The organism is Maribacter ulvicola (assembly GCF_900155985.1).
Lineage (GTDB): Bacteria > Bacteroidota > Bacteroidia > Flavobacteriales > Flavobacteriaceae > Maribacter > Maribacter ulvicola.
In genome coordinates this window covers 1-5,700 of sequence record NZ_FTMA01000017.1, presented here as the reverse complement: position 1 = coordinate 5,700, position 5,700 = coordinate 1, and the positions used below count along the sequence as shown (strand labels likewise).

Here is a 5,700-nt window from a genome sequence, read left to right as displayed (position 1 = left end):
CGGAAAAAGGTTCATATATATGTTGATTTAAGCTGAGAAAAAGAAAAAAATTTTTTTTCAAAAAAAAGTTGTCAGGTTAAAAAACAGTTGTATATTTGCAGCCGCTTAGGGAAACACCTAAGGGAAACAAAGCTAAGAAGTCGGAAGATTTGTAGCGGAGTGGATAGAAGTTCATTGAAATATTGTGGAGATAAGAATCGAGTTCAGGTGAGGACCTGGACGAGAGGAACAAGAATTAAGGAAACATAAAATTCAACATATGTTCCAAGAGAAATCAAGGGATGTATATAAAGGAATTGAATCGAGAGTCGGGGCCGGGAGGAATTTGACTTCGTTGGGACGAATATTTACAAAACAACGATGAAGAGTTTGATCCTGGCTCAGGATGAACGCTAGCGGCAGGCCTAACACATGCAAGTCGAGGGGCAGCGAGTCTAGCTTGCTAGATGTCGGCGACCGGCGCACGGGTGCGCACCGCGTATGGAACCTACCTTGTACAGGGGAATAGCCCAGGGAAACTTGGATTAATGCCCCGTGGTACTGTTGATCGGCATCGATCGGCAGTTAAAGCCTTCGGGCGGTACAAGATGGCCATGCGTCCCATTAGCTAGTTGGTAAGGTAACGGCTTACCAAGGCTACGATGGGTAGGGGCCCTGAGAGGGGGATCCCCCACACTGGTACTGAGACACGGACCAGACTCCTACGGGAGGCAGCAGTGAGGAATATTGGACAATGGAGGAGACTCTGATCCAGCCATGCCGCGTGCAGGAAGAATGCCCTATGGGTAGTAAACTGCTTTTATACGGGAAGAAAAAGAGCTACGTGTAGCTTACTGACGGTACCGTAAGAATAAGGACCGGCTAACTCCGTGCCAGCAGCCGCGGTAATACGGAGGGTCCGAGCGTTATCCGGAATTATTGGGTTTAAAGGGTCCGTAGGCGGGCCGATAAGTCAGGGGTGAAAGTTTGCAGCTCAACTGTAAAATTGCCTTTGATACTGTTGGTCTTGAGTTATAGTGAAGTTGCCGGAATATGTAGTGTAGCGGTGAAATGCATAGATATTACATAGAACACCGATTGCGAAGGCAGGTGACTAACTATATACTGACGCTGATGGACGAAAGCGTGGGGAGCGAACAGGATTAGATACCCTGGTAGTCCACGCCGTAAACGATGGATACTAGCTGTCCGGGTCCTTGAGACCTGGGCGGCCAAGCGAAAGTGATAAGTATCCCACCTGGGGAGTACGTTCGCAAGAATGAAACTCAAAGGAATTGACGGGGGCCCGCACAAGCGGTGGAGCATGTGGTTTAATTCGATGATACGCGAGGAACCTTACCAGGGCTTAAATGCATATTGACAGGTTTAGAGATAGACTTTCCTTCGGGCAATTTGCAAGGTGCTGCATGGTTGTCGTCAGCTCGTGCCGTGAGGTGTCAGGTTAAGTCCTATAACGAGCGCAACCCCTACCGTTAGTTGCCAGCATGTCATGATGGGGACTCTAACGGGACTGCCGGTGCAAACCGTGAGGAAGGTGGGGATGACGTCAAATCATCACGGCCCTTACGTCCTGGGCCACACACGTGCTACAATGGTAGGTACAGAGAGCAGCCACGTCGCAAGGCGGAGCGAATCTATAAAACCTATCACAGTTCGGATCGGGGTCTGCAACTCGACCCCGTGAAGCTGGAATCGCTAGTAATCGGATATCAGCCATGATCCGGTGAATACGTTCCCGGGCCTTGTACACACCGCCCGTCAAGCCATGGAAGCCGGGAGTGCCTGAAGTCCGTCACCGTAAGGAGCGGCCTAGGGCAAGATCGGTAACTAGGGCTAAGTCGTAACAAGGTAGCCGTACCGGAAGGTGCGGCTGGAACACCTCCTTTCTAGAGATTGTCCTTTTAAGGACGGTCCCTGACGAAGTAAGAATGGTACCACGGTCCCGGTCTTTTGATTTAATATTGTTTTCTTTAAGTAAACGTTCCGTTAAAAAATCTCCATAATCATGATATATAAGTAATTGCTTTTTCCAAAAGGTATTTATACTAAAAAAGGAAAGAGTAGGGACAGTCCCATAGCTCAGCTGGTTAGAGCGCTACACTGATAATGTAGAGGTCGGCAGTTCGAGTCTGCCTGGGACTACAAAAAAAAGGGATGTCGTTTATCGGCATTACGTTCATAGATTGAAATATTGAAGGAAATTTTAGAAGTTGTGCTACCTGTCAACTGTAAACTGGCAACGGCCAACTTATAGAACGGGGGATTAGCTCAGCTGGCTAGAGCGCCTGCCTTGCACGCAGGAGGTCATCGGTTCGACTCCGATATTCTCCACTGGGCGATGCCCAGGGATAATTAAGTTTGTTCCCGAAGTATCGCAGATGAGAAAGATAGGTATTTAATGTCTATCGTGGCTCACGAGAACGTTCATTGACATATTGGAACAGGAGGTAATACATTTTTTAATGTATTATCGACTAAAAAAGAAAGAAACACGAATCTTTATTAAGTAAAGAGTACGAATAAGATAGAATAGATTAAAGATCTGGCGACAAGCTGGAAAAGGGCGTATGGGGAATGCCTAGGCTCTCAGAGGCGAAGAAGGACGTGATAAGCTGCGAAAAGCTACGGGGATCGGCACACACGATATGATCCGTAGATATCCGAATGGGGCAACCCGGCATATTGAAGATATGTCATCTCGTAAGAGAAGTAAACCCGGGGAACTGAAACATCTAAGTACCCGGAGGAGGAGAAAACAAAAGTGATTCCGATAGTAGCGGCGAGCGAAATCGGATTAGTCCAAACCGACCATGTTCCGGCATGTTCGGGGTTGTAGGACCACGATATTCGAGATGTGATGAACTAGAACGCTTTGGAAATAGCGACCATAGAGGGTGATAGTCCCGTATAGGCAAAGAGCATTTAGATAGTGGTATCCTGAGTAGTGCGGGGCACGTGAAACCCTGTATGAATCCGGCGGGACCATCCGCCAAGACTAAATACTCCTGAGAGACCGATAGTGAACCAGTACCGTGAGGGAAAGGTGAAAAGAACCGTGAATAACGGAGTGAAATAGATCCTGAAACCATACGCTTACAAGCGGTCGGAGCCCATATGGGTGACGGCGTGCCTTTTGCATAATGAGCCTACGAGTTACTTTTACTGGCAAGGTTAAGTTCTTCAGGAACGGAGCCGTAGCGAAAGCGAGTCTTAACAGGGCGCCATAGTCAGTAGTAGTAGACGCGAAACCGTGCGATCTACCCATGGGCAGGTTGAAGCTGTGGTAACACATAGTGGAGGACCGAACCCGTTGACGTTGAAAAGTCTTGGGATGACCTGTGGGTAGGGGTGAAAGGCCAATCAAGCTCGGAAATAGCTCGTACTCCCCGAAATGCATTTAGGTGCAGCGTGTAGATAGTTTTATAGAGGTAGAGCTACTGATTGGATGCGGGGGCTTCACCGCCTACCAATTCCTGACAAACTCCGAATGCTATAAAATGTTTCTGCGCAGTGAGGGCATGGGTGCTAAGGTCCATGTCCGAGAGGGAAAGAACCCAGATCACCGGCTAAGGTCCCAAAGTATATACTAAGTTGATATAACGCGGTGGAACTGCATTGACAGCCAGGATGTTGGCTTGGAAGCAGCCATTCATTTAAAGAGTGCGTAACAGCTCACTGGTCGAGCGGTTCCGCATGGATAATAATCGGGCATAAGTATATCACCGAAGCCGTGACTTCATATTAATATGAGGGGTAGGGGAGCATTGTAACTGCGTCGAAGGCGTACCTGCGAGGGATGCTGGAGCGGTTACAAACGAAAATGTAGGCATAAGTAACGATAATGCGGGCGAGAAACCCGCACGCCGAAAGACCAAGGTTTCCCCAGCTATGCTAATCAGCTGGGGGTCAGTCGGGACCTAACGCGAACCCGAAGGGGATAGTGGATGGACAACAGATTAATATTTCTGTACCTGCTCACGCTAAAAGTGACGGAGGCGAGAAGTTGGTGCGTACAGACGGAATTGTACGTTGAAGGGAGTAGTAATACCCCGATAGTACACCGAGGCTACGGTCAAGGTGATAATCCAGCATATCGACTTCCAAGAAAAGCGAGTGAAGCAGCCCGTACCGTAAACCGACACAGGTGGTTGGGATGAGTATTCTAAGGCGCTCGAGAGATTCATGGCTAAGGAACTAGGCAAAATAGACCCGTAACTTCGGGAGAAGGGTCGCCCCCCTTGAGGGGGGCCGCAGTGAAGAGGTCCAGGCGACTGTTTATCAAAAACACAGGGCTCTGCAAAATCGAAAGATGACGTATAGGGCCTGACACCTGCCCGGTGCTGGAAGGTTAAGAGGAGATGTCATTCCTTCGGGGAGAAGCATTGAATTGAAGCCCCAGTAAACGGCGGCCGTAACTATAACGGTCCTAAGGTAGCGAAATTCCTTGTCGGGTAAGTTCCGACCTGCACGAATGGTGCAACGATCTGGACACTGTCTCGGCCATGAGCTCGGTGAAATTGTAGTATCGGTGAAGATGCCGGTTACCCGCAGTGGGACGAAAAGACCCCGTGCACCTTTACTATAGCTTCGTATTGACCTTGGTCAAGCAATGTGTAGGATAGCTGGGAGACATTGAAGCTGCATCGCCAGGTGTGGTGGAGTCATTGTTGAAATACCAGCCTTTGCTTGTCCGGGGCCTAACTCTCGAAGAGAGAACAGTGCGTGGTGGGTAGTTTGACTGGGGTGGTCGCCTCCAAAAGAGTAACGGAGGCTTCTAAAGGTGCCCTCAATACGGTTGGCAATCGTGTGTAGAGTGCAATGGCACAAGGGCGCTTGACTGAGAGACATACAGGTCGATCAGGTTGGAAACAAGAGCATAGTGATCCGGTGGTTCCGTATGGAAGGGCCATCGCTCAAAGGATAAAAGGTACGCCGGGGATAACAGGCTGATCTCCCCCAAGAGCTCATATCGACGGGGGGGTTTGGCACCTCGATGTCGGCTCGTCACATCCTGGGGCTGGAGAAGGTCCCAAGGGTTGGGCTGTTCGCCCATTAAAGTGGCACGCGAGCTGGGTTCAGAACGTCGTGAGACAGTTCGGTCTCTATCTACTGCGGGCGTTAGAAATTTGAGTGGATCTGACTCTAGTACGAGAGGACCGAGTTGGACCGACCGCTGGTGCACCAGTTGTTCCGCCAGGAGCATCGCTGGGTAGCTATGTCGGGATCGGATAAGCGCTGAAAGCATATAAGCGCGAAACCGGCCACAAGATGAGATTTCTTTAAAGGGCCGTGGGAGATGACCACGTTGATAGGCTATAGGTAGAAGGGCAGTAATGTCCGTAGCCGAGTAGTACTAATTGCCCGTCAGGCTTGCGCATACGTACGCCCCTTCCTTTGTGTCGGGGCGGGCGACGATCTTTAGCCTCTTTCTTTCTATACCGAAACATACTTTATATTATAAGTGCTTCTTTCCTTTATAGGATCCTGTTCCATACATGTCAACGATATTGCGGCGAAGGCCGCGGTCGGATATATCCGATCTAAAACTTAGGTGGCCATGGCGACGGGGCCCACCCCTTACCATTCCGAACAGGGAAGTTAAGACCGTTTGCGCCGATGGTACTGCTATACCAAGTGGGAGAGTAGGTAGCCGCCTTTTTCGAAAGCCCTTTACTTAATTGTAAAGGGCTTTTTTTATAC

Annotated in this window: 2 tRNA genes and 3 rRNA genes; all 5 read left to right on the top strand. The window is 49.4% G+C overall.

Annotated features, from left to right (window positions below):
* Window positions 1-357: 357 nt before the first annotated feature.
* The 5 genes from BW936_RS19245 to rrf all read left to right on the top strand — a co-directional run bounded on the left by BW936_RS19245 (window position 358) and on the right by rrf (window position 5,659).
* Window positions 358-1,886, top strand: a 16S ribosomal RNA gene (locus tag BW936_RS19245).
* Between the two features lie 182 nt (window positions 1,887-2,068).
* A tRNA-Ile gene (locus BW936_RS19240) sits at window positions 2,069-2,142 on the top strand.
* Between the two features lie 115 nt (window positions 2,143-2,257).
* Window positions 2,258-2,331: transfer RNA gene (locus tag BW936_RS19235), tRNA-Ala, on the top strand.
* A 214-nt stretch (window positions 2,332-2,545) separates the two neighbouring features.
* A 23S ribosomal RNA gene (locus tag BW936_RS19230) occupies window positions 2,546-5,378 on the top strand.
* 169 nt (window positions 5,379-5,547) lie between these two features.
* A 5S ribosomal RNA gene (gene rrf, locus BW936_RS19225) occupies window positions 5,548-5,659 on the top strand.
* The 16S, 23S and 5S rRNA genes sit together here with 2 tRNA genes alongside, the layout of an rRNA operon.
* The last annotated feature ends 41 nt before the right edge of the window (window positions 5,660-5,700 follow it).